23 protein-coding genes and 2 pseudogenes are annotated in these 22,392 nt (G+C 65.9%); 14 read left to right on the top strand and 11 right to left on the bottom strand.

Going from position 1 to position 22,392, the window contains the following annotated elements; translation table 11 throughout:
* Nucleotides 1-5 precede the first annotated feature (5 nt).
* The 5 genes from fabG1 to OG716_RS13705 all read left to right on the top strand — a co-directional run bounded on the left by fabG1 (nt 6) and on the right by OG716_RS13705 (nt 3,856).
* The gene (fabG1, locus tag OG716_RS13725; RefSeq protein WP_327138748.1) at nt 6-725 is read left to right on the top strand and encodes a 3-oxoacyl-ACP reductase FabG1; all 720 of its coding nucleotides are present in this window, start codon (nt 6-8) and stop codon (nt 723-725) included.
* Between the two features lie 77 nt (nt 726-802).
* Complete coding sequence (gene inhA, locus OG716_RS13720; protein ID WP_297625964.1) at nt 803-1,642, top strand: NADH-dependent enoyl-ACP reductase InhA; 840 nt, start codon at nt 803-805, stop codon at nt 1,640-1,642.
* Nucleotides 1,643-1,658: 16 nt separating this feature from the next.
* Nucleotides 1,659-2,768 (top strand): ferrochelatase, encoded by a 1,110-nt coding sequence (locus OG716_RS13715; protein WP_405138019.1) that lies wholly within the window; start codon nt 1,659-1,661, stop codon nt 2,766-2,768.
* A 202-nt stretch (nt 2,769-2,970) separates the two neighbouring features.
* Nucleotides 2,971-3,483 carry a DUF664 domain-containing protein gene (locus tag OG716_RS13710; protein ID WP_405138018.1) on the top strand — a complete coding sequence of 171 codons (513 nt, stop codon included), beginning with the start codon at nt 2,971-2,973 and terminating at the stop codon, nt 3,481-3,483.
* A gap of 127 nt (nt 3,484-3,610) precedes the next feature.
* Nucleotides 3,611-3,856, top strand: coding sequence for a hypothetical protein (locus OG716_RS13705; protein WP_405138017.1), 246 nt, complete (start codon nt 3,611-3,613; stop codon nt 3,854-3,856).
* An 18-nt stretch (nt 3,857-3,874) separates the two neighbouring features.
* On the opposite strand, the gene OG716_RS13700 is transcribed toward OG716_RS13705, so the two are convergent.
* Genes OG716_RS13700 through OG716_RS13690 form a run of 3 tightly spaced genes read right to left on the bottom strand, consistent with a single transcriptional unit; the run spans nt 3,875 to nt 5,756 of the window.
* Nucleotides 3,875-4,567, bottom strand: a complete 693-nt coding sequence (locus tag OG716_RS13700) for a hypothetical protein (RefSeq protein WP_405138016.1) — start codon at nt 4,565-4,567, stop codon at nt 3,875-3,877.
* 43 nt (nt 4,568-4,610) lie between these two features.
* Nucleotides 4,611-5,420 carry a hypothetical protein gene (locus tag OG716_RS13695; RefSeq protein ID WP_405138015.1) on the bottom strand — a complete coding sequence of 270 codons (810 nt, stop codon included), beginning with the start codon at nt 5,418-5,420 and terminating at the stop codon, nt 4,611-4,613.
* 33 nt (nt 5,421-5,453) lie between these two features.
* Nucleotides 5,454-5,756: a hypothetical protein gene (locus OG716_RS13690; RefSeq protein ID WP_405138014.1), complete on the bottom strand. Its 303-nt coding sequence runs from the start codon at nt 5,754-5,756 to the stop codon at nt 5,454-5,456.
* Between the two features lie 530 nt (nt 5,757-6,286).
* Between OG716_RS13690 and OG716_RS13685 the strand changes: the two genes are divergently transcribed.
* Nucleotides 6,287-6,982: a 2-phosphosulfolactate phosphatase gene (locus tag OG716_RS13685; RefSeq protein WP_405138013.1), complete on the top strand. Its 696-nt coding sequence runs from the start codon at nt 6,287-6,289 to the stop codon at nt 6,980-6,982.
* Between the two features lie 48 nt (nt 6,983-7,030).
* Here OG716_RS13685 and OG716_RS13680 read toward each other — a convergent pair whose 3' ends face one another.
* The gene (locus OG716_RS13680; RefSeq protein WP_405138012.1) at nt 7,031-7,666 is read right to left on the bottom strand and encodes a hypothetical protein; all 636 of its coding nucleotides are present in this window, start codon (nt 7,664-7,666) and stop codon (nt 7,031-7,033) included.
* Nucleotides 7,667-7,892: 226 nt separating this feature from the next.
* On the opposite strand from OG716_RS13680, the gene OG716_RS13675 reads away from it, so the two are divergent.
* Nucleotides 7,893-10,364: a CoA transferase gene (locus OG716_RS13675; RefSeq protein ID WP_405138011.1), complete on the top strand. Its 2,472-nt coding sequence runs from the start codon at nt 7,893-7,895 to the stop codon at nt 10,362-10,364.
* Between the two features lie 71 nt (nt 10,365-10,435).
* On the top strand, nt 10,436-10,723 hold the full coding sequence (locus OG716_RS13670; RefSeq protein ID WP_405138010.1) for a putative quinol monooxygenase: 288 nt from the start codon (nt 10,436-10,438) through the stop codon (nt 10,721-10,723).
* 115 nt (nt 10,724-10,838) lie between these two features.
* Here the strand turns inward: OG716_RS13670 and OG716_RS13665 are convergent.
* The 3 genes and pseudogenes from OG716_RS13665 to OG716_RS13655 form a co-directional block, all read right to left on the bottom strand.
* Nucleotides 10,839-10,997, bottom strand: a pseudogene (locus tag OG716_RS13665) (zinc-binding dehydrogenase); the annotation flags it as partial.
* Between the two features lie 27 nt (nt 10,998-11,024).
* On the bottom strand, nt 11,025-12,743 hold the full coding sequence (locus OG716_RS13660) for a GAF domain-containing protein (RefSeq protein WP_405138009.1): 1,719 nt from the start codon (nt 12,741-12,743) through the stop codon (nt 11,025-11,027).
* 698 nt (nt 12,744-13,441) lie between these two features.
* Entirely contained in the window at nt 13,442-14,086 is a 645-nt protein-coding gene (locus OG716_RS13655) for a response regulator (RefSeq protein ID WP_405138008.1), read from the bottom strand.
* Nucleotides 14,087-14,303: 217 nt separating this feature from the next.
* Here OG716_RS13655 and OG716_RS13650 point away from each other — a divergent pair, with 217 nt between their 5' ends.
* Together OG716_RS13650 and OG716_RS13645 are read left to right on the top strand one after the other, a co-directional pair.
* Entirely contained in the window at nt 14,304-14,831 is a 528-nt protein-coding gene (locus OG716_RS13650; protein WP_405138007.1) for a hypothetical protein, read from the top strand.
* Nucleotides 14,832-14,911: 80 nt separating this feature from the next.
* Nucleotides 14,912-16,858 carry a potassium transporter Kup gene (locus tag OG716_RS13645; RefSeq protein ID WP_405138006.1) on the top strand — a complete coding sequence of 649 codons (1,947 nt, stop codon included), beginning with the start codon at nt 14,912-14,914 and terminating at the stop codon, nt 16,856-16,858.
* A gap of 14 nt (nt 16,859-16,872) precedes the next feature.
* On the opposite strand, the pseudogene OG716_RS13640 reads toward OG716_RS13645, so the two are convergent.
* Nucleotides 16,873-17,249, bottom strand: a pseudogene (locus OG716_RS13640) (response regulator); the annotation flags it as partial.
* A 342-nt stretch (nt 17,250-17,591) separates the two neighbouring features.
* A complete protein-coding gene (locus tag OG716_RS13635) occupies nt 17,592-18,554 on the bottom strand; it encodes an alpha/beta hydrolase family protein (RefSeq protein ID WP_405139675.1) in 963 nt (320 codons plus the stop codon).
* Between OG716_RS13635 and OG716_RS13630 the strand changes: the two genes are divergently transcribed.
* A complete protein-coding gene (locus tag OG716_RS13630; RefSeq protein ID WP_405140316.1) occupies nt 18,513-18,773 on the top strand; it encodes a hypothetical protein in 261 nt (86 codons plus the stop codon). The two genes, OG716_RS13635 and OG716_RS13630, sit on opposite strands and share 42 nt — an antisense overlap.
* A 526-nt stretch (nt 18,774-19,299) precedes the next feature.
* Here the strand turns inward: OG716_RS13630 and OG716_RS13625 are convergent.
* Nucleotides 19,300-19,686 (bottom strand): hypothetical protein, encoded by a 387-nt coding sequence (locus OG716_RS13625; protein ID WP_405138005.1) that lies wholly within the window; start codon nt 19,684-19,686, stop codon nt 19,300-19,302.
* A gap of 320 nt (nt 19,687-20,006) precedes the next feature.
* Here OG716_RS13625 and OG716_RS13620 point away from each other — a divergent pair, with 320 nt between their 5' ends.
* The gene (locus OG716_RS13620) at nt 20,007-20,345 is read left to right on the top strand and encodes a hypothetical protein (RefSeq protein WP_405138004.1); all 339 of its coding nucleotides are present in this window, start codon (nt 20,007-20,009) and stop codon (nt 20,343-20,345) included.
* A gap of 326 nt (nt 20,346-20,671) precedes the next feature.
* Here the strand turns inward: OG716_RS13620 and OG716_RS13615 are convergent, their stop codons facing one another.
* Nucleotides 20,672-21,307 carry a TetR/AcrR family transcriptional regulator gene (locus OG716_RS13615; protein ID WP_405138003.1) on the bottom strand — a complete coding sequence of 212 codons (636 nt, stop codon included), beginning with the start codon at nt 21,305-21,307 and terminating at the stop codon, nt 20,672-20,674.
* Between the two features lie 106 nt (nt 21,308-21,413).
* Here OG716_RS13615 and OG716_RS13610 point away from each other — a divergent pair, with 106 nt between their 5' ends.
* Nucleotides 21,414-22,070, top strand: coding sequence for a peroxiredoxin-like family protein (locus tag OG716_RS13610; RefSeq protein ID WP_405138002.1), 657 nt, complete (start codon nt 21,414-21,416; stop codon nt 22,068-22,070).
* A 138-nt stretch (nt 22,071-22,208) separates the two neighbouring features.
* Nucleotides 22,209-22,388: a hypothetical protein gene (locus OG716_RS13605; RefSeq protein WP_405138001.1), complete on the top strand. Its 180-nt coding sequence runs from the start codon at nt 22,209-22,211 to the stop codon at nt 22,386-22,388.
* Nucleotides 22,389-22,392 lie beyond the last annotated feature (4 nt).

Genomic DNA, 22,392 nt, shown 5'->3' with positions numbered 1-22,392 from the left:
CCTCTATGTCGAACATCACATCCCGGTCGGTACTGGTGACCGGCGGCAATCGCGGCATCGGGCTCGCGGTAGCCCTGCGCCTGCTTGCCGATGGACACAAGGTCGCTGTCACGCATCGCGGTTCGGGTGTGCCCGAGGGCCTCTTCGGCGTGAAATGCGATGTGACCGACTCGGAGTCGGTGGATCGCGCGTTCACCGAGGTCGAGGCGCACCAGGGTCCGGTCGAGGTCGTCGTGGCCAATGCGGGCATCGTGGACAACGTGCTGTTCATGCGCATGAGCGAGGAGTCGTTCTCGAAGGTCATCGACGCCAACCTCACCGGTGCGTGGCGAGTTGCCCAGCGCGCCAACCGCAATATGCTCAAGGGCCGCTTCGGCCGCGTCATCTTCCTCGGCTCGGTGGTCGGCCAGATCGGCGCTCCCGCTCAGGTCAGCTATGCGGCGGCCAAGGCCGGTCTCGTCGGCATGGCGCGCGCCATCACCCGCGAGGTCGGTAAGCGCAATATCACCGCGAATGTGGTGGCGCCGGGCCTGATCGACACCGATATGACCCGCGACGAGATGACTCCCGAGATGCGCAAGACCGCACTCGATTTCATCCCGGCGGGCCGGATCGGCCAGGCCGAGGATGTCGCCGGTGTGATCAGCTTCCTCGCTTCCGAGGACGCCTCCTACATCTCCGGTGCGATCATCCCGGTCGACGGCGGTATGGGCATGGGCCACTGAGCGTCTCGCCCGATTAGGCCCTGCGCTCCGAACCCCTTGGCAACCAGTACTTTTCAACGAGGAGAACCAACCAACCCATGAGTGGATTGCTCGAAGGCAAGACCGTACTCATCACCGGCATCATCACCGATTCGTCCATTGCTTTCCATGCCGCCGCCGTGGCGCAGGAGCAGGGCGCCAAGGTGATCATCACCGGTATTCCGGACCGGCTGCGGCTGATCGACCGGATCGCCAAGCGGCTGCCGAAGGAGGTTCCCCCGGCCATCCCGCTCGATGTCACCAATGAGGAGAACCTCGGCGAGCTGGCGGCGAAGCTGAACGAGCTGGCCCCCGAGGGCATCGACGGCGTGCTGCACTCCATCGCCTTCGCGCCGCGCACCCTGATGGGTCCGGGGTCCAAGCCGTTCCTCGAGGGCCCCGGCCCGGATGCGGCCAAGGCGTTCGAGATCTCGGCGTGGAGCTACGCCTCGCTGGCCCGCGCGGTACTGCCGGCCATGAACGAGGGCGGCTCCATCGTGGGCATGGATTTCGATCCGCGTACCGCCATGCCGTACTACAACTGGATGGGTGTGGCCAAGGCCGCGCTCGAGTCGGTGAACCGCTATGTGGCGCGAGAGGTGGGCGAGGCCAAGCGCATTCGCTCCAACCTGATCGCGGCCGGGCCGATCAAGACCCTCGCGGCCAAGGCCATCGCCGGCACCGCTACCGATGATGCGAACCAGCTCACCATGCTGAACACCTACTGGGACGGCGCCTCTCCGATCGGCTGGGACGTCGACGACCCGACGGTGGTCGCCAAGTCGGTGGTCACCCTGCTGTCGGACTGGCTGCCCGGTACCACCGGTTCGATCATCTACGTGGACGGCGGCGCCAGCCACAACACCTGGTTCCCGGCGAACGGGTTTCCCACCAACTGAGCTGAAGGAGTAGGTCGTGGCAGTGCATGACCTCGGCGCTCGCGCCGCGGAGCCCGCTACTGAAAAAGTGGATGCGCTGCTACTGCTGTCCTTCGGCGGTCCCGAGCGCCCCGAAGACGTGATGCCGTTCCTGGAGAACGTCACTCGGGGCCGGGGCGTGCCTCCGGAACGCCTCGCCGAAGTCGCGGAGCACTATCTGCACTTCGGCGGGGTATCGCCGATCAATGCGCTCAATCTCGACATCATCAAATCGGTCGAGGCCGAATTCGCTTCGCGCGGAATCGATCTGCCGGTGTATTTCGGCAATCGCAATTGGCATCCCATGGTCGAGGACACCGTCGAGGGTATGCGCGTGGACGGAATCCGTTCCGCGCTGGTGTTTCCCACCTCCGCCTGGGGTGGTTACTCGGGCTGTCTGCAGTACCACGAGGACATCGCCCGCGCCCGCGCCGACGTCGCGAATGCCCCCGAATTGGTCAAGCTGCGCCAGTATTTCGATCATCCGCTCTTCATCGACGCCATCACCGACGGCATCCGCGCGGCGGTCTCGTCACTGCCCGAGGATCGCCGGGAGCGCGCCCGGCTGGTCTTCACCGCGCACTCGATCCCGGTATCGGCCGATATGGCCGCCGGCCCGCCGGGGGAGCAGCGGCTCTACAGCCGCCAGGTCGCCGAGGCGGCCCGACTATGCGCAGCCGCAACGGGTTTCGACGAATACGAGGTGGTGTGGCAGTCCCGCTCTGGTCCGCCGCAGGTGCCGTGGCTGGAACCCGATATCGTCGATCACCTCGACGCGCTCGCCGCACGGGGAGTGGACGCGGTGGTGATCTGCCCCGTGGGTTTCGTCTCCGATCATCTCGAGGTGATCTGGGACCTCGACAACGAGGCCAAGCAGCGCGCGGCCGAACTGGGCATGGCCTTCGCCCGCGCGGCCACGCCGGGCGGAGATTCCCGATTCGCCCATATGGTCGTCGATCTGGTCGAAGAGCAGCTCACCGGTGCCCAGCCCCGGAAGCTCAGCGAGATGCCGAGCCTGGGGTGCACTCCCAACGGCGCGCCCTGCGTTCCCGGCTGCTGCGCCTTGCCGCCGCGACCGCCCCGCCCGGATACCGTCCGGTCGGCCTGAGCTGCGGCTTTTTGCGGAAATAACCCGGCCGCGGTCTGCCCAAAAGTACTGTGAGACCGTCTATCACGAACCATGACCGGGACGAACTGACCGGATGGCTCGCCGAGCGGTTCACCGCATGAACGCGTAGCCACCGGCCCGGCCACCGATATCGGTGCGGCGGGCGGGAATACGCCCGCCCGCCGTGTGCTTGTATGTCGGCATGACGAGTGCTGATTTGCTGGTTGATGCCTTCGGCCGGATCAAGGAGAACGTGCACGGGGCGGTCGAGGGGTTGACCGAGGCGGAATTGTCGCAGCAGCTGGATGAGGGCGGTAATTCGATCGCCTGGCTGATCTGGCATCTGACCCGCGTCCAGGACGATCACATTGCCGGCGTGGCGGGCCTGGAGCAGGTCTGGCTGACCCAGGACTGGGCGAAACGGTTCAACCTCGCATTCGATGACACCGCAACCGGATACGGGCACGCTGCCGCCGAGGTGGCGCAGGTGACCGGTATCTCCGCCGATCTGCTGACGGGCTACTACGACGCCGTGCACGCGCAGACCATCGACTACGTCTCCGGTCTGGTGGACGCCGACCTTCCGCGCATTGTCGACACCCGCTGGAATCCGCCGGTAACCCTGGCCGTTCGCCTGGTCAGCGTGATCGACGACGATATCCAGCACTCCGGCCAGGCGGCCTACGTCCGTGGCGTACTCCTGCGCCGCCGCTGATTCCTTGACCAGGAACGGGTGGCGGCCCGCCTCGCGGTTCGCCGCCACCGCTTCCTGGTGATCGCATGTCCAGGACCTGCGAACCCTCGGTGCCCGCCGCCGGCGGATGAAATGTATTGTGTCGCAGGTGGACAGGGTCAATGGTGGTCGGTCGGAACGTGACCGAGGCGTAGGTGGCGGGAATCCGCGCGGTGGCGCGGTCGCGAAGAAGCGGGCGCTGGGTGCGCCCGATTATTTCGTGTGGGCTCCGGTACTGAGTCTTTTCCTAGCCGCCGGTATCTGCATGACCATCGGTCAGTCGATGACGATCGCGGTGGTGCTGGTGCTGATCGCCGTGGTGATGGTGGTCCTGGACATGTGGATCAACCGGTAGCCGGGCCGAATTCGCTTCTCACTTCAGCACATTCACGGCGCGGGCGATGACCAGGCTGACGGTGATCAGCGAGATCGCCGACTGCACCATCATGGTCGATTTTGCCCAGCGCGACATCGGCATCACATCGGTGGGGCTGAATGCGGTCGCATTGGTGAACGACAGATACAGGTAATCCAGGAAATTCGGCTCCCAGTCCGGATCCGCCAGGTTCGGATTCTGCATCTGTACGAACAGGAAATCGGGATACGGCTTGCGCGCGTGTGCCCGAGCCGCCGGCCCGCCGCGATCGAGTTCCCAGTACCAGAGCCCGAATACCAGCACATTCGACAGCCAGACCGCGCCGCCGGAGGTCAGCAGTCCGGCGGCATTGTCGCTGACCGCGCCGTCTATCAGGCCCTTCACGAGGTGGTAGACGGACCACACCATCGAGAACGCCAGCAGCGCCATCAGGCTCAGTCCGAGTCTGCGGAGCCACATTTCCTCCCGGTCGATACGGAACGAGCGGGCCGCGATGAGCACGATGACAAGCACCAGCCCGATTCCCGGCACCAGCCAGCGCGGCCCGGGCGTGAACTCCTGGGGCAGGAAGTACTGCAGCACCAGCATGCCCACCAGGGCGCTGGTGGCCCACCACCGTGATTCGCCCGCGGTCCGCCGGGCCCACGCGGGCACCTGGTCGTCGTTCACGTCATTCTCGGAGCCGGTCACCTCAGCAGTATCGCCCGATGTGCGACTTCGATCCAGGAACGACTCAGTTGCTGCTGGCCACCGAATCCGCGGGTTTCGCATCGCCGGCCGCGTGCGCGGCCAGGCACCGGTCGGCGGCCCGGAACATCGCGTCCACATAATCCGCGTACTGACCCGCGAAACTCCGGACACCGTCCGCGTACGAGCGCACCGTAGTGGGCGTCACCGCGGCCGGAGCGGCGGCAGCGGCGGCCTTCAGCAGGTCCAGGCTGCGGAAGCCGACGGCGAGTCCCGCGGGCGTGCCCGGCCAGACGATCGGGCCGAGATAGGTGCGCTCCGGATAGACCTCGATCACGCGCTGGATCAGCCTTTCGGCCCATACCGCCAGCTGTAGCGCGGGCTGGTTCGTCGTGATCTCGTCGCGGACATCCATGCTCGACAGCACCCGCAATTCGTGCACACCTTTCTCGATTTCGGTGCGGCGGCGCTGATCCGGGCCCTCGGTCAGGGTCAGCGCGACGAACAGGCCGGGATGGTTGCGCATATTGCCCGCGTAGCCGGCGAAGTACCGCGCGGGGAACGCCTCCGTCTCGCCGCCGAGGCGCGCGGTCAGCGTTGCGGTTGGCAGCGACTGGGTGCCCGCGGCCGATGCGGGTACGACAACAGGGGTATCGGCCACCGCGCCGATCGCTCCGGCGGTGCGGGCGGCGCGAGCCTCGAGTTCGGCGGACACCCCGCCGGCCTGCACCCTGGCGGATTGAACGCGCCCGATCAGGTCGACGATCGATCCGCGCAGCAGGAAGGTGACCGTCAGGCCGACCACCGGCCACTTGGTCGCATTGATGTACTGCAGGACCATATCGGGTGCACTCACACGCGTGATCGTATTGCCGGTCAGCGACTCTCGCTATGCCACTGCGACTTTCGTCTGCTCTTCCATCTCCGCGTCGAGTAGACGGCGGGCGCGGGGGATGAGGAGGGTGCGATTGGGAAAGAACCACAGTGCGATCAGTGCGACGAGAGGCAGCCCGGACAGCAGTGATGACTTGCCGGCCTGGTCGGGCGGGTAGCTGTAGATTACGAGGACCCGCAGCACCGCGTCCGTGAGCAGGACCAGGCCCAGGGTCGCGGTGATGAACCGGTAGATCCGGCGAAAACCGGCATCCTTGGACCAGACTCGATCGAAGCCCTCGGCGCGCAGCGGGATCACCCTTGGCGGCAACCGGTTTGAGCGCGTCGCGCATATACGGGTGATCCGTCCAGGCGCTGGCCAGCACCACGATTCCGGCGATGGCGATATACAGCGAGGTTCGGGCCAGGACAAAACGTGCGTCGCCGCTGATCGACGTCAGCACGACACCGCCGACGACCTCTGCCAGTACCAGTACCGCGAAACTGTCGATCCGATGTGTCGCATTGCGCCGCAACCGTGTTCGCGCCATATCGCCGACGACGATCAGTGCGGCGACCACCGCGCCGGCCACCATACCGGCTGTACCTCCCGCGCCGGCCAGATAACAGCCGATGAGCGCCACATTCGATGCGACCGCGGTGAAAACCGCCAAACGCCAGCGGAATTCACGGGTCTCGATCCGTCCGACGATTGCTTTCGCGCCCAGGAGTGTGCCGCCGATGGACAGCCGGATCTGCGGCGGGAGGCCGGTCGGCGCGAGCAGCGCGAAGATCACACCGGCCAGACCACCGGCGCGGTGACCGGGTTGGTGGACCGTCTGGTGGGGAGTGCGATTCGACTGGGGTTTGCCGGGCGCGCAGGCGCTCGGGCCGGGCAGTGCGGCGGTGGTGGTGATCGTGGCGGTCGAGGCCGGGACGAAGGTGCTGCCGTATCCGTGGCGGGACGGGACGGCCGCGGAATTCGCCGCTCGGCAGGCCGCGGAGCTCGCGGTCGGGCGGACGGCGATGTCCGCACAGCAGCCGTGGTCCTTGTCGCGCGCCGCCCTGCGGCGTGCGCCTGCCCCGGCCCGCCTGGTGTTGCCGTCGCCGAACGGGTCCGCGATTTCGGCGGCGGTGAGCGGGGCGCCGGTTATCGCGGCCTCGCTACGGAATGTGAATGCGGTCGCGTGCTGGATTGTCCAGCAGGGCTGGGGGACTGAGGAGCAGCCCATCGCGGTGATCGCGGCCGGTGAGCACTGGCCGGGTCAGGATGCGCTGCGGCCCGCGCTCGAGGACTGGCTCGGCGCCGCGGCTCTGCTCGCGGCGCTTGTCGAGAACGGCGCCGGTCCCTTGTCGCCGGAGGCCTGGGTGGCGAAAGTTTGCTACGACAGCATCGAGGATGTCCCCGCACTCATCGCCGACTGCGCCTCCGGTCGTGAGCTGGCGGGAATCGGATTCGCCGACGATGTGGCGGTCGCGACCGAAATCGATGCCAGCAAGGTCGTTCCGGTGCTCATCGACGGCGCTTTCACCGACGCGTCCTGAGTCACGGCCGACCGAGAGGTGCGGCGTCGAATTCGGCGCGCGCGATCCTCACCCCTGGCTGCTCCACATCCCGCTCTGAACAACCCAGATTCCTTGGCCGCCTTGGGTTGCCGGTTGATAGAGGTTCAGGCCGACCTTGCTGCCGTCGCTGTTGGTCACGAAGACGATAGTGGGCGCGTTGCCGCTTGTCTGTACGTCGGACCAGCCGAATCGGCCCAGCACGAAGGTCTTTGCGACCTGGATGCGATCCAGCCGCCACGGCTGATGTCCGCTGTCGACCGCCTTCTGCAGATCGGTGACCTGCTGGGCGCTGAGCCCTTCGCCGCCGAACGGCGTCCCGGACGGCGGATGCGAACTCGAGCCCGGCTGTGCCGGATCCGAGGTAGTCGGTTGCGGCGCAGAAGATTCCGGCGCGCCGGGTGACACCGGGGGAGGGTTCCCGCCGTCACTTCCCGGCTGCGAGGGGCCGGAGCCGTCGCCCGAGGGGGAAGGGGCGCCGGAACTCGGCGCGGCGGATGCGCTGACCACGGTGGATGTCGTCGACGGCTGGCCCGTCGTCGACGACGTAGTCGAGCAGCCGCTCAGCGCTGCCGCAGAGGTGAGAATGCCCAGAACTGCCACCGTGATTCGCCGATTGAGCCGGCCGCGAGTGTGCAGACCGCGAGCGGGGTCGCTGTTGTGCATAGTGGTACTCCGTTGTCGAGGTACTGGGACCGCCGACTGGTGTCGACCACATCCCCGCCGTGTCTATCGCCGCGAACGATTGTGGCGTTTCGAGACAACTCGGCTGCGAACAACGTTGGTTCGTGAGTGGTTTCACCACGTGGCGCGGCCCGGCCTTGCTGGTTGGTCGCTGCCGGGATAACTTACTTTCAAGTAGGTTGTCTCGGCGAGGAGCGCCACTGTGGTTATGCCCGACAGGTCGAAGGATCGGCGCCAGGCCGCCGTGTTGAGCGGGTTGCGAGTGGTCGAATTCGGGCATTACCTCGCGGGGCCGCTGGCCGGTGTTTTCCTGGCTGATCAAGGTGCCGACGTGATCGTCGTGCAGCCGCCGGGCGGTAGTGGTTGCGATCCTGCCACATCGGCAATCCTGCAGCGCGGCAAGAGCGTTCAGGCCGTCGACCTCCGTCATGCCGACGCGGCCGCGCGGGTGCGGGCGCTTGTCGAGGACGCCGATGTGGTGATCGAGAACTTCAGGCCCGGTGTGATGGACCGCCTCGGGTTCGGATATGCGCGGGTGGCCGCGGCGAATCCCGGCGTGATCTATCTGTCCCTGCCGGGGTTCTCGCGCCATGACGAGCGCAGTGTGATGCCGGGCTGGGAGGGTGTCATCTCGGCGGCCTGCGGCTTCTACAGTGATCTGTCGCTGCCGGGTGCGATTTTCGATGCGCCGCCGACGTATACGCCGCTGCCGCTGCCGTCGGTCTATGCCGGAGTGCACGGCGCGATCGCGGTCACGGCGGCGCTGTTCGCGCGCAGCACGCACGGCCACGGCGATCGAATCGAGGTATCGCTGCTGGATGCGGCCATGTCGGCGGCGGCGGGTCTGGTGTACCGGGTCGAGGATCAGCCCGATCGCTACAACATGCCGCCCGCGCCGAAGAAGCTGCTGGACGCGGCGGCCGCATTCCGTATGCCCGCTGTTCTCACGCGCGGCAGGCTCGGGGACGTATTGCCCGGCAGCACAGCGTGGCTCGGCGAGCTGACGAACCGATTCTCGCCGCCATTGTTCGCCAACTATCGGTGCGCGGACGGCCGCAGCCTGTTCGTGTGCGCGATGGACAATGAGAAGCACGTCGCCGGCCTGCTCGCCGTGACCGGTGTGGCGGGCAAAGCCGCAGACCTCGGATTCGTGCAGGGCGATTGCCTGGACGTGCCGCCCTCGTCGACCAATATCAATGCCTACCGCGGGGCTTCTCCGCGATGGTTGTCGCTGCGTTCGGCATTGGCGCGCGCCTTTCGCCGGCGGCCGGCACTGGAATGGGAGCAGCGGCTCACCGAAGCGGGTGTGCCCGCCGCGGTGCAGCGCACCACCGCCGAATGGATCGAGCACGCGCTCGCCCTCGGGAACGGCATCGTGCGGCGGGCAGGCGATCACGTCGAACCGGGGCGGCAGGTGGACGTGACGGCCGCCGGGCTCACCGACCCCGAAATCGCCACGGGCGCTTGGCCGCATGTGCGCACCTTCGGTCCCGTCGGCACCGACTCCAGGCCCGCCACCGGTTGGCTGGACGGCATTACGGTGCTGGATCTGTCGAACGTGATCGCCGGACCGTCCTGCGCCAGGACGCTCGCCGAACTCGGCGCCGGCGTCATCCAGATCGTGCCGCCGGTGCCGAAGATGGGGCCGCGCCAGACGCTGCACTTCGGCCTCGAGGTCAATCCGGGCAAGCGCAGCATCGCCATCGACCTCGCCATCGACGCCGGTCAGGGTGTACTGCGCGAGATGATCGCGCGCGCGGATGTGCTGACCCACAACTGTCTGCCCCATCAGGCGAGCAGGCTCGGGTTCGATCCGGACAACGCCCATCGAGTCGACCACCGCGTGATCACGGTGGCCATGACCGCCCACGGCGGACCTGATCCGGCGGTCTCCGATGTGCTGCCCGGCTACGACCCGACACTGCAGGCTGCGGCCGGCATCATGACCCGCTACGGCGGGCAGCGCACTCCGGCACTGCATGGATTGGCTTCCTGCATAGACTATTTCACCGGATACTCCGGTGCGTTCGCGGCAATCCTCGGGCTCGTCGCCCGCAGCCGCGGCGGGTACGACATCAGTGCGCGAACCTCACTGGCCCGCATGGCGACCTGGATTCAGCTGCCTTTCCTGAACGGCGACGGAAGCGAACCCGGCGGGCTCGATGCGCGCGGCACCGGCCCGGGCGATCAGATCCACCGGGCGCGAGACGGGTGGCTGTTCGTGAGCGCGGGTGCTGACCGCACGCGAACGCCGGGCGCGGGCGTTCCGGCCGATCTGCCCGCGCGCATCGCTCGATACACCGTGGCCGAGGCCGTTCGCTATGCGCTGGAACAGGAGTGGGCCGCGCATCCGATCGTCACCGGCCGCATGATGCGGCGAGCAGCGGTGGCCGCCGCACGGAACCCCGCGAATCCGGCCGCTGAATCAAAGGAAATCCCCTCGGGGCGAGGGGAATTCGTGCAACATCCGAGCGGATTGCGCTATTGGGTACCCGTCGCCGACTGGGTCCGCAGCGACTTCACACCCTGTCGATCGCTGAGCCCCGCGCCGTCCCCGGGCCAGCACACCTCGGAGATCCTCGCGGAACTCGGACATCCACCGCGGGACATCGAAGAGCTGCTCGATGACGCCATCGTCGCCGACCACTGGGCAACTGACGGGGACTACCTGCCGATATGAGCAAATTGTGTGGCCCGATCACCGCAGCCGCCGGCCCCGGCCGGTACCGTCGCACAAAAAGGAGAGAAATCATGATCGCAGTCATCGCCGAGATCACCGTCAAGCCCGGTTCGGGTCCCGAGTTCGAGTCCGTCGTCGCCGATCTGATCGAGCAGATCAGGGCCAACGAACCGGGAAACCTGACCTACCAGCTCGTGCGCTCCAACGCCGATGCCGATAACTACCGGTTCTTCGAACTGTATTCCGACGAGGCGGCTGTCGAAGCTCACGGCCGGTCCGACCATTTCCGCGCCGCCGGCAAACTGATGGCACCGCTGCTGGCGGGCGCACCGAAGATCGAGTACTTCACCGCGGTCTGACCCCTGCGACGCCGGATCTCACCGGCGGCCACGCCAGGAATCGCCTGCGAACGTTCCGCACGGAGCGTTCGCAGGGCTAATTTCGAGGCAGCTCCAAGAGCCGATGCGCACGATAGTGGTCAGCGCTACGACGAACGTGTCCGCCCGCTCGCATGAGGTCTACCGCGAGTTCGAAGGTCTCCGGCGTTCCCACGGCTTCCATGACCGCATCGGCGCCGAGGCCGTCGGTGAGCGCGGCGATTGTGGCGCCCACATGGTGCGGCACGGCTGATCGAAAACCGTTGCCCCGCAGCAGCACTGGTCAGTGTAGTGGCACCGACCAGTGCAGCCGGGTGCCGCCGTATTCGCCGCTGCGCTCCATCGTGAAATGCCCATCCGCCTGTTCGGCGCGGGCGGTCAAATTGTGCAAGCCGCTCGGAGTGATGTCATCGGGGATGCCGCAGCCGTCATCGGTGATGATGATGGTGAGATCATCGGCCACGTCGATCTCGACGGTGAGGACTGCGGCGCCCGAGTGCCGCACGGCATTGCTGACCGCCTCTCGCACCACGGCTTCGGCATGGTCCCCCAATTCGGCGTCGACCACCGACAGCGGTCCGGTGATGCGCAGGGACGTGCGCAGTTCCAGGTCGCCGGTGTGCTGTTTGATCAGTTGCTCGATGCGCTGGCGCAACCGGGTGCTCTGACTGTTGCCGCCGTGCAGATCGAAAATCGAGGTGCGGATCTCCTGCACGACGTCCTGCAGATCATTGATGACATCCGAGAGTCGTTCTCGCACTTCGGCCGAGCGGGCCCGAGACACCGTGGTCTGCAGGCTCAGCCCGGCGGCGAACAGTCGCTGGATGACGTGATCGTGTAGGTCGCGTGCGATCCGGTCGCGGTCGGTGAGGATGTCGAGCTCGCGCACCCGCTGTTGCGCCTCGGCCAGTTTGATGGCCAGCGCGGCCTGATCGGTGAAAGCCGCCGCCAATTCCACGACCTCGTCGGAATACGGTGCCGATTTGGCGGACCGCAGCAGCACCAGCACGCCGAAGGCGGAACCCTGTGCGTGCAGCGGCAGGATCAATGTCGGGCCGGCCTCGGGGATTTCGACGCCGAGGTCGATATCGTCCGTATCCGTGTAGCGCAGCGGCGAGCCGACTCGGAACACCTGACCGATGGCAGTGTCGGTGGTGTGCACCACCGGGCTGCTGAGTTCGGCTCCGGGCGAGGATAATTCGGCGATGGTGAGCTCGGTGGTCTCATCGACCGGGAGTTCCGGATCGTCGGTGACCGCGAGGAAAGACCACTCCGACCGGGTGAGGGTGCGGGCATCGCTCACCACGCGGGCAATCACCTGATCCGAATCGGTTCCGGCCAGGAATTCCGTCGCCACATCGCGGGTGGCCGCGATCCACGCCTGCCGGGTGCGGGCCGATTCGTACAGTCGCGCATTGTCGATGGCCGTACCGGCCGCGGCCGCGAGGGCCTGCACGATCACCTCATCGTCCTCGGTGAACAGTTGCCCGCCGGACTTCTCGGTGAGATACAGGTTGCCGTAAACCTCGTCACGAATGCGGATCGGAACGCCGAGGAAGGTGCGCATGGGCGGATGGTTGGCAGGGAAGCCGACCGAAGCTGGATGGTCGGCCAGATTCTGCAGTCGAATGGTCTTGGGCTGGCTGACCAGCAGGCCGAGCACGCCCCGGCCCTCCGGCAGATCGCCGATGTGGGCGCGCGTGGCCTCGTCGATGCCCTCATAAATGAACTGGTCGAGCAGCAGATCGTGGCCGCGGACACCCAGCGCCCCGTAGCCCGCATCGCTCAGCGTGATGGCGGTATGCACGATCGTGCGCAGTGTCTCGTCGAGATCCAGGCCGGAGGTGACGGTCAGCATGGCCTCGACGAGTCCGTCCATGCGATCGCGCGCGTCGATCATCTGCTCGACGCGATCTTTGACCTCGACGAGCAATTCCCGAAGTCGCAACTGGGAAAGGGTCTCGCGAACCGAGTAGGAACCGCTCGAGGGGTCGCTGGTCACGTCGGCTTTCCTGGAGAGTTGTGCAGGCGCACGGTGTGTGAACTTGCTGCAAGCTCATCCTAGGCGGTTCCCGCGCGGCGTTCTCGAACCTCGGGTGCCGAGGTTTCTCGGTGGTGATGTGGGCGATCGCCTCAGGAGGCGATCGCGGCCGGATGGCGGAGGTTGCAGAGCGCGGTGGCGAGCAGCCGATGTGTCTCGGCGGCAATGGGTTCGAGCTCGGATCGGGCGAGGGTGCGGACCAAGACGGCCGGGTCCGCCGCCTCCCCAGAGGGGTTCCGTGAACCGATTCCCGACGGACGGCTTTGCGGCTCGCATCGCGATCGACCGGCAACGTGCCGAAGCGCTCCACCTACTGGCGGGCGTCTCCTGCGGCCGAGTGGTCTTCACGCGCGATGTCCTGCCGGCGGTTCGCCCGGTCAATCACGAGGTCCTTCGGCCCTGCTGTCGAGAGTGCTTGTCCAGCAGACTTTGTCGTGTGACGAACATACTGGCTGTGGAAGGCCCGATATGGATGAGACTCCGCGAGAGCTCATTCAGCCGGACAGTGGACCGGTTGTGCACGGAATTCGGAAATCAGGTCAGCCGCGAACAGGTGGCCGGCATCATCGCTCGGTGTCATGCCGGAATTGAGTGAGAGCCTCGGCCGGCAGCGACTTCTACAGGTGCACAGGTGAATCGCACCGCGGCGATTCGGGCAGTTATGAATCAGGCTGTGCCGTATGCAGTTTCGAAGCGAAAACGGCCGCCTGGGTCCGACGTTCCATACCGAGCTTGGCCAGCAGCCGTGAGACGTAGTTCTTGACCGTCTTCTCGGCCAGGAACATGCGTTCGGCGATCTGCCTGTTGGTCAGACCCTCGCCGAGTAGATCCAGGAGTTTGCGCTCCTGTTCGGTGAGTCCGGCCAGCGGGCCGTCGGGCTGTGTGCTGGCCCGCAGGCGCTGCATCAGCGCGGCGGCGGCACGGTTGTCCAGCAGTGAGCGGCCCGCGCCGATCTCTTTGATGGCTTTGGCCAGCTCCATGCCCTTGATGTCCTTGACCACGTATCCGCTGGCCCCGGCCAGGATGGCGTCCATCATGGCCTGCTCATCGGTGAACGAGGTGAGGATGAGGCAACGCAGGTCGTCCAGGCGCGAGAGCAGTTCCCGGCACAGTTCGATGCCGTTGCCGTCGGGCAGGCGCACATCGAGCACCGCGACGTCGGGGCGCAGCGCGGGAATCCGGGCCAGGGCTTGGGCTACATCCCCCGCTTCGCCCACCACGGTGAGGTCGGGGTCACCCTGGAGCAGGTCGACCAGACCCCGCCGGACGATCTCATGGTCGTCGACGAGAAAAACCTTGATCATGGCCGCGTCCGATCTGGCAGGGGATGTAGTACTCAACATATCCCGTTCATTACGCCCGCAGGCACGGCCGAAAGTCCCCAATCGCCGCCGAATGCGATCTTGTGATCGGCCCCTGCCATGGGTTCGGCAACAACCGGACTCGTTTCGGGGACAGCGCGCCGGGTAGGCCGGGGATGGGTCGCGAGGAGACTTCGGATCCACATCGGGTCGGAACGAGATGAGCGCGAGCGACAAGGCAAGGAATAGGGCGGGCAAGCTCGCCGGTCTGGCGCGGGAGAAGCGCGGACAATTGATCGGCGACGAGGACCAAGAGCAAGAAGGCAAAGCGGAGAAGGCCAAGGCCGACCTCGAGGATGCGGGGGAGAAGATCAAAGACGCGTTCCGAATGGATCTGGGGCGCACCGCTCATGCTCGCCCTGTTCGCCGCCGGGGCGCTCCTGCCAAGCCATGTCGACGTACTGGCCGGAATAACCAGCGTCAGCTCCGCGCCACGCCACTTCGCCGGAAGCTCCGCGGCGACATACTTTCTCGGTGCGCCGGTGACCGCCGTCCTGCTGCGGCGCACCCACGCGGCCTGCTCGCCCTCGCCGCACCCGCCCTGGGCCTGATCCTGTGGTTCGCGCAGGACAACGCGCACGGCCTGGTGGTCGTCTACGGATTTGTGCTCGGCCCGGCCGTGGCGCTCTGCGGTCGCGCGGCGCTGTCGATGAGAGGAGTGCCGGTAGATCACCGCCAGGCTGGGTAAGCCGACAGCGAGAACGAGCGCCGCGGCGTCAGGGTGTGCGCCCCGGCGCCGCGGCGTCTCAGCGAGGGAGGTCGGGCACAGTGGGAAGCGACGTGGACTCGTCGGAACGATCGGAGACCGAGGCCCCGGATGTGCATCCGGCGGCGCGGTCGAGTCTGGTGCTCGGCGCACTCGGTGTCGTCTTCGGCGATATCGGGACCAGTCCGATCTACACCCTGCGGACGGTCTTCGATCCGGCGGACCCGCATGCCGTGCCCGTCCGCGCCGAGAATGTGTTCGGCGTGGTGTCACTGGTGTTCTGGTCCGTCATGATCATCGTGACGGTGACCTACGTGCTGATCGCGATGCGCGCCGACAATGACGGCGAGGGCGGCATCATGGCGCTCATCACGCTGGTGCGGCACTGGGCCCCGCCGGGGGAGCGGCGAGCGGCGGTAGTCCTTGCGGGACTGGGCATCTTCGGCGCCTCGCTGTTCTTCGGCGACAGCATGATCACCCCGGCCATCTCGGTGCTGTCCGCGGTCGAGGGTGTGCAGATCGTCGAACCGTCACTGGCGCGGTTGATCGTGCCGACCACCGCCCTGATCATCATGGCCTTGTTCCTGGTGCAGCGGCGCGGCACCGCAACCGTCGGCCGTCTGTTCGGACCGGTGATGGTGGTGTGGTTCCTCACCATCGCGGCGTGCGGAATCGGCGGCATCCGTACGGATCCGGCGATTGTGCGGGCGCTGTCACCGACCTACGCGCTGGGATTCCTGGCCGGGCATTTCGGTGTGGCGTTCTTCGCGCTGGCCGCGATCGTGCTGGCGGTGACCGGCGCCGAGGCCCTGTACGCCGATATGGGGCACTTCGGCCGCCGATCCATCACTCGCGCTTGGCTTTTCCTGGTGTTCCCGGCCTGCGTGCTCAGCTATCTGGGCCAGGGCGCGCTGGTGCTCGCCGATCCGGCGCATGCCGCGAGCCCGTTCTTCCTGCTGGTGCCGGGCTGGGGGAGGCTTCCGGTGGTCGTACTGGCCACCGCGGCGACGGTGATCGCATCGCAGGCCGTGATCACCGGCGCGTATTCCGTTGCGTCCCAGGCTGCGCAGCTCGGATATCTGCCTCGACTGCGGATCGTCCACACCTCCGAATCGACCATCGGTCAGATCTACGTGCCGGGCATCAACTGGTTGCTGATGGTCTCCGTACTCACCCTCGTCTTCGCCTTCCGTAGTTCGACCGCGCTCGCGTTCGCCTTCGGCATGGCGGTGACATGCACCATTACCATCACCACGCTGCTGCTGAGCTATCTCGCCCGCGCGAAATGGCAACTGCCGCTGTGGGTGACAGTGCTCGGCGCCGTCCCGCTGTTGACGGTGGACCTGCTGTTCGTCGGGGCGAACCTCACCAAACTGGTGCACGGCGCCTGGTTGCCCCTGCTGATCGGCATCACCGCCTTCACGATCATGACCACCTGGCGTCGGGGCCGTGAAGTGGTTGTCGCCGAACGTGAGCGGCAGGAAGGCTCGCTGCAAGAATTCATCGACGAACTGCGGCAGCACCAGGCGGCGCCCGCAACCGTCGAGGGCACCGCGGTGTTCTTGAACCGCGGCAAGCAGACTGCGCCGCTGGCCCTGCGCGCGAATGTCGAACGCAACCATGTCCGCCATCGGCAGATCGTGATCATGTCGATCGAAACCGAACCGGTGCCGCGCATTTCGCTCGATGAGCACGTGCGCGTCGATCATCTGGGCTACACCGATGACGGCATCGTCCATATCGCCACCAAGGTCGGCTATATGCAGACCCCCGACGTACAGGCCGCCCTGGCCCGGCTCGATCCCGCCGATACCGAGGGCGTGCTCGACCTCGAGAACGCGTCCTATTTTCTCTCCAAGGTCGAGTTGCACGCGGGGCCGGCCCGGACGATGCCGCGCTGGCGCAAGAGGCTTTTCATCGCCATCAGCTACACCGCCTCCGATGCCGTCGATCACTTCCGGCTGCCGCGCGAGCGCACGGTGATCATGGGGTCGCGGATCGAGATCTGATCCGGAGGCTGACCGCGGCTGGGCAATCGGGCGAGCTGGGTGAAGAACTCGTCGATCTGCCTTACCGCAGAGGTGAATTCGTCGAGGTCCGTCGGTTTGGTGACGTAGGCGTTGGCGAACAGACGGTAGCTGCTCACCACATCCTCCTCGGCGGAGGAGGTACTCAGAATGACCACGGGCAGATCGGACAGTTCGGCGTCGGCGCGGATCTTCGCCAGGATCTGGTGACCGTTGTATCTGGGCAGATTCAGTTCCAGCAGCACCAGATCCGGGCGCGGTGCATGCAGGTGCGCACCCCGGCGGAACAGGAAATCCGGGGCTTCCTGGCCGTCGCGCGCGACGTGCAGAGTGTTCGCGATCTCGTGCTCTTCGACCGCTTCCCACGGGTCATGAGCTCATCACCCGGATCGTCCTCCACGAGCAGGATATCGACGGGTCGGGCGGTATGGATCACAGCGAAGCTCCTTCGACAGCCGGTGCGGCCGAATCGCCAGCGGGCGAGCCGACGGGCAGGGTGAACCGGAACCACCGTCCGAACACATTCCCACCCACAGCGCGGCGCGGGCACGCCCGTTCCGCCGATGTCCTGGCCCGTCCGGCACCCAGACGGCGAAAGCAGCGAACTTCAGGGTGATCCGATCGATCACCCGAACGTACTATTTTGCCGAAATATTGTGCCTTGGAGAAGGTTTCCGTCAGTCCGGGGCTCGATCTTCTTTCAGGTGGCGGGTGATCAGCGATCAAGCGTGACCTTGGGGTCAGCGATGGGTTGATCGAGCGCGGTGTTGTCGAGATGCCGGAGGAATTTGTCGAACGTTGCCGCGACGTAGGTGTGGACGAGTGTGGCCGCGTGGTCGGCGCCGATCGAACCGACGAAGTTCACCGATTGGCGGGTCGGGGCCGGTACCAGGGCGCTGAGGTCGGTGAAGTCGTAGTGCGCAGAGTCGTTCAGGATCAGGTGACGTTTCCATCCGGATGAGTTGCGCCAGAACGCGTCCAGGGACGGTTTGGCGTCTCCGACCTGTTCGATCTGCTGGCTTGTCATGACCAGCACCGGCCGGTCCTCGCCCTCGGTGACCGCTCGCCCGTACGCGCCGTCGACACCGATCTGACCGTCGAGGTCAACCGCGACGCTGATACGGCGATCTTCGTGCATCGCCTCGACCGCGACGTAACCGCCCGAGGAATGCCCCACCATGCCTATGTGGCCGAGATCGAGGACCTGGTCCAGGCCCGCGGGCAGGGTGCGGTGTTCGGCGTCGGGATTGCTGCCGTTGTTCAGGGCGGTCAGCGAATCCAGGACGAATCTGGTATCGGCGAGCCTGGCGTCGATGTACTTGGTTCGGAGCTCGGGTGTGAATCCGTCGGCCTGTTGGTGGAGAACCAGTCTCGGGCCGGGGAATTCGACCGCGGACGCCTCGTAGGTGTGATCGATCGTCACCACGACGTATCCCCGACTGGCTAAATCCTCTGCCAGTCCCGTGCCGTAAAGCCTGGTATCCCCGGCTCCAGGTGAGTACAGAAGTACCGGATACCGTGCTCCCCCGAGCGCGGGCGCATCGGTGAACGAACTGGTCAGCAGGCCCGGCAATGAGATACCGAATTGCTCCTCCAGGCTCGGAACCAGCTCGGTGGACAGGTAGTGAGCTCGAGGATGCGGAACGATCTGACCGGCCGGATAAAAGACCGAAACCATAAGTTCGCGCCGCTGTTGCGGCTGAAATGGGTCCGCCCTGGCTTCATCGATCAAATGCAATGTGGTCTGGCCGACCGCGAGATCCCCGCCCGGTGCCGGCAAGACCGTCGCGCCCTGCGGCTCGGCCTGTGCTACCGCACAACCGCCCACGACCACGGAAACCGCAGCCACGACGATAATCGACAATCGACCGAACAATGTACCCCCAAGGTGGAATGACCTGGATGCCACAACAGCAATCCATGCGCCCGACCCCCCGGTGAGAGTAACGCCACATCAGTTGTAAGGCAACCTGATCCGAGCCACAGACCTCGTCGTTCGACAGGCGCTGATCGACCGCCCGCACCACGGATCGAGGCAGTCGTTCCCAAGTGCGGGAGGGGCATCGTGACAAGCCCATCTGGCGCATTCCTCTAGTGCCCCAAACACACTATTCTGCATATCGCGCTGAGAGAGTCGGCCAAAGCGCGACCAGGGGAGCTGTGAAACTCTCCGCGCGAATCAGCCTTCTATGACCAGCTATGTGGCCGAACGTATTGCAGTGCAGTAGATCTGGCGCGAGCCACCACTAGCCGGATGCGCGCATGGCGCGAGTACCGTGGCTTCGTCATCGAGGCAGATCTGACTCTCACCTCGGCGGAGAGTCCGCTCGGAGGGATCATTCTCGCCCGCCGTTCTTGAGATGACCTCTGTGCGTTGATCTTCGAGGCCGCCGAGTGGCCCGCTCAGTGAGCGCGACATGCGGCTACTTGATCGAGGCGTGTACGCGCCTCAAATACCGGTAGAGCAACACCGACAGCGCCGTGGTGAGCTGCATAAGCCAGGGTGCTTCGCATACCCAGCCGACCGCGGTTCGGGCTGTCGATGGGTTCGCCGCGCCGAAAGTCGAGACGGCGATCCATGAGCCGAGGATGAACGGCCACCAGACCACCAAGTACGCCACGAGAAAGGTCAGGCACAGTCCGACGAGCGCGACAATCGGGCCGCCGCCACCGCTGGATCGGTACCGGGTGGTCGGTCGTCGTCCTCCCCACGCTGCGCCGGCTGATAGCGGGCCGACTCCTGCCCCGATGCCACGAGTGGACACTCCGGCGCGGACGCCGAATGCTTTGCCGCCGAAGCCGATTCGCATCGTGGCATTGGAGCACGAGCAGTCGGATTCAGTCCATGGCTGAGTGGTGTTCGGGCACGGGATGTCTCAGGGTTGGCGACACAGCGAGAGGTGGACGGGGCCGCCTGCACGCTGCGCCTGCCCGCGCCCACCCCGAGCACTGAATCGCGACGACTCCTGCGGGTGTGCGGGCAAACCGGGGTTTGGGGACCACTTTTCTGGCTATTGCAAGATCGCCGCACAGAGTTCCGAGCCCGGGAGTGCGTGCAGACCTTGGGAGGGCGAGCCATTGATGCAGGCTTTACCGGGGCAACTCGGCCACTCACGATGGAGGACTTCCGATGCCGTATCGACGAATACGCCGTACTTTGGCGGGCGCGCCGCTGGCTGCAGTACTTCTGACAGCCATGCTGACCACCGGTTGTGAGCAAGCGAAAGAGGCTGTGAACAAGGGCGGCGAAACGCCGTGCAGCGAATTCGTGGCGCAGGACAGCGACAAACAGCACGTCACCGTGCGCAAGTACCTACAGAACGATACGAAACTCACCACCTCTACGCCGAACAGCGACACCGTAGACGGTGCGATCACCGCCATCACTCTCATGTGTCGTGCACAGGCGAACCCCGACACCCCGATCAAAAACGCAGATCTGACCGGTGTGCTGGTGCCGAAGAAGTAATTCGCGTGATAGCCCACGGTGCAGCCCGCCATGGCCTCACTCCTGGTGTGTCGCTGCGGTGACGCGCCGCCGAGTTTTCGCAACCTGCAAACTATTGGCAATCGCTGAGTGGAGCGTCAGTGCCCTCGAACTTCGTAGCCCGGGTCGACGTGGATTGTGAAGGCGATTCAACATCGGTGGATGGCCTGGGCCGGGCGATCAGAGCGGAACAGTCCGGCGCCTAGGCAGCGCGACAGTCTCCGAATTCGGCAGGCGCGGAAGGGGATCGAGCGCCACTACGGCAACTCGGCCCAGTCGATGGTCGACGACTGGGCCGCTTCCTGGTGTCACTCCGCTGCTGCCGCCGCGGTTTGGTTAGGTATGCGGAAGCTGCGGATGAGGGCGAGTGCGCCATCGAGGGCGCTGCGCAGCGCTGCGGGATCCCGGCGAGCCTGTGCGAGGACCAGGCCCCCTTGGAGGCTGGCCAGCGTGCAGGTGGCCAGCCAGGCGACGTCGGTTTCCGTTCGCAACTCCCCGGATTCGGACATGGCCGCGAGCCCCGCGCGGATGCTCGACTCCCAGCGGTCGAAACCCGATGCCAGCACGGTGCGGATATCGTCGTCGCGCTCGCCGACCTGTCCGAGCAGGTTGGCGATCGGACAGCCGCCCTTTCCTTCCCGCTGATGTTGGAGTGCGACAAGGGCATCGGTCCAGCGCACCAACCCGGGCCAGGTACCGAGACCGTCGAAGAGGTCGTGCTGGGCGTCGAGCACCATATCGTTGGTGGCTTCGGCGACCGCGCGAAGTAGATCGTTCTTGTCTTCGAAGTAGTGATACAGCTGGCTGCGCGATGCGGGCGCGCGCGCTCCGACCTCGTCCAGGCTCGCCCCGAGCGCCCCGTTCTCGGCCACGACCTCGAGGGCTGCGGCCACGATCCGGCGGCGGGTGAGGCGTCCGCGCTCGGTGGTCGGTAATGCTCCCATCGACCCAGTATTCCCTGAGTGGACTTGACAGTCCAGTTTGGGGCGTGGTCCTCTAGTTATTGGACTATGCAGTCCAGTCAATCCGATCAACCCACGTGGAGATCCGATGTCACCCAGCATTCGCGAACAGTCCGACCAGCTGAAGGCGGTTGCGGCCGAGCGTCTTCCAGCCGACGTGGTCGCCGCCTTCGACCACAGCATCCGAGAGTTCCTGGATCAGGGAATCCCCGCCGGCGCCATCCAGGCCGGACAGCGGTTGGAGCCCTTCACCCTCGACGACGCCAGCGGCACCCCGACCAGCCTGGATCAACTCGTGGCGACCGGGATCGTCGTGATGGTCTTCTACCGTGGCGGCTGGTGTCCCTACTGCAACCTCGCGCTGCGCACCTACCAGCAAGAACTGTTACCGCGACTGAGTGATTTCGGTGCTCGGCTGGTGGCCGTCAGCCCGCAATCTCCGGATGATTCGCTCTCGACCGTAGACAAAGCCGGACTCGAGTTCACGGTTCTGTCCGACCCGGCTAGCAGCGTGGCCGCTCGGATCGGTATCGACTTCCAGCAAGCCGACGAGGTCCTGGCGGCCCAGCGCAAGATCGGTCTCGATCTGGCTCAGGTCAATGCCGAGGGCTCGACCCGACTTCCCCGCCCCACGGTCCTGATCATCGACCGGGAGCGCGTGGTGCGTTTCGCCGACATCCAACCCGACTACACCGCCCGTACCGAGGTCGCCGACATTATCGCGGCGCTCACCGACCTGCGGTGAGCGATTCCCAGGACCGGGCAGTGGAGTAATCGCTGCACCCGCGACCCACTCCTGAAACTCTGCGGGGGGTAAGTGCTCGTCCGGAGCATCCCCGCACTGAGTGCGTAGGCAATGACGCCACACCGGCGGCGCGTACGAATGTCCGCACACGGCGCACACCGTGATCGGGGCGATCAGGTCGCGGAGTCGGCGCGCGGACTGGAATGTCTTGGCGGCACCGGGAATCAATTCCAGGAGCAACCGGTACATCTGACAATGGGTTTCGGTGCGGGCGCGCCCGAGTTCGTCACGGTGATCGGCGGATTGATCTCGAAGTAGTTGG

It is taken from the genome of Nocardia sp. NBC_01388 (genome assembly GCF_045040085.1).
Taxonomy (GTDB): domain Bacteria; phylum Actinomycetota; class Actinomycetes; order Mycobacteriales; family Mycobacteriaceae; genus Nocardia.
The sequence above is the reverse complement of the archived record's forward strand: the minus strand, read 5'-3'. Positions and strand labels throughout refer to the sequence as shown.